General features: G+C 71.8%; 1 protein-coding gene. It reads right to left on the bottom strand.

From position 1 onward, the window contains the following. Positions 1-246 precede the first annotated feature (246 nt). Positions 247-1,398, bottom strand: a 1,152-nt coding sequence (locus FV223_RS27630) for an MFS transporter (protein ID WP_147729877.1), incomplete at its 5' end; no start/stop codon positions are given.

A 1,398-nucleotide genomic window follows, 5' to 3' on the forward strand; every position in this document is an offset into this window, starting at 1 on the left:
CCGGCGCGGGGCGGCACGATGAGGATTCTCGCGGCCTGCACGGGGCGGTCGACACGAGGAATGCGTTGGCGGATGGCACTACGACGGGACGCGGATAAAAATAAGCGCCGGCGGGGCAACGCAACAGCCTCGTCAACCGTTGCGTGAGCCCGTTCCTGCGCCGCGCTTTTATCGCACGAAGCTGAACGCCGTTTGACCGGTATGCGATTCCGGTGCCGGACCGCCCCGTGCAGGCCGCGAGAATCCTCATCGTGCCGCCCCGCGCCGGGTCTCGGGCATGATCAGCGCGACGAGGGCGAAGGCGCCGGCCCCGACGAGCGCCAGCCCGAGGAAGGCGGTGTGGCTGCCGAGCCGGTCGGCCAGGATTCCGGCGAGCGAGGTCGAGAGCGCGGCCCCGATCCCCATGGCGGTGCCGACCGCGCCGAGCGCGAGGTTGAACCGGCCGGTGCCGCGGGTGAGGTCGGAGACGACGAGGGGCACCATCACCCCGAGCACCGCGGCCGAGATGCCGTCGAAGACTTGGATCGAGACCAGCATGTAGGGGTTGTCGGTGTAGGCGAAGAGCAGGCCGCGGATCGGCAGCGCGGCGAACCCCGCCAGCAGCACCGGATAGCGGCCGAAGCGCTCCGCCGCCCGGCCGACGGCGGGGGCCAGCACCGCCAGCACCGCCTGCGGGACCATGATGCAGGCGGCGACGAGCGCCGTCGCGGTCTCGCTCGCCCGCAGCGTCAGGACGCTGCCGACGAGCGGCAGCATCGCGGCGTTGGCCAGGAAGAACAGCGTCATGCAGGCCGCCAATCTGAGGAGCGAGCGGTTGGTCAGCAGGGCCTTCACGCCGCCCGCCGCCGCGTCGCCGCTGCGGGGCTCGGCCTCCTGCGTCCGCACGCCGGCATCGATCTCCTCGGCGCGGATCGCCGAGAGCGCCATGATCGTCGGCACCACCAGGGCGGCGGTGAGGTAGAACACCGCGTCGTTCGACAGGTAGTAGCCGCAGGCGCCCATGCCGGCGGCGGCGACCGCGTTGCCCATCGCCTGGAAGCTGGCGTTGCGCCCGAGGCGCTCGCCGGCGCGGGCATGGCCGACGAGGCCGATGCTGATCGCGGCGATCGCCGGCGTCAGGATGCAGCTCGCGGCCGAATGCACCGCCATCGCGAGCAGGACGATGAGGAAGTTCGGCCACAGCGCCAGCGCCAGCGCGCTCGCCGAGATCGCGGCGACCGACACGCCGGCCGCGAACCGCTTCGAGCGCATCGCGTCGACGAAGGCGCCGCCGGGGACCTGGCCGAGCAGGCTGACCAGGCTGCCGACGGTGAGCGCGAATCCGATGTCGGACTGGGTCCATTTCGACTGGGTGAAGTACACCGCCAGGAACGGGCCGAACCCGGTCTGCAGGTTGGC

Origin of the sequence: Methylobacterium sp. WL116 (assembly GCF_008039455.1) — a bacterium.
In the GTDB taxonomy this organism is placed as follows: Bacteria; Pseudomonadota; Alphaproteobacteria; order Rhizobiales; family Beijerinckiaceae; genus Methylobacterium.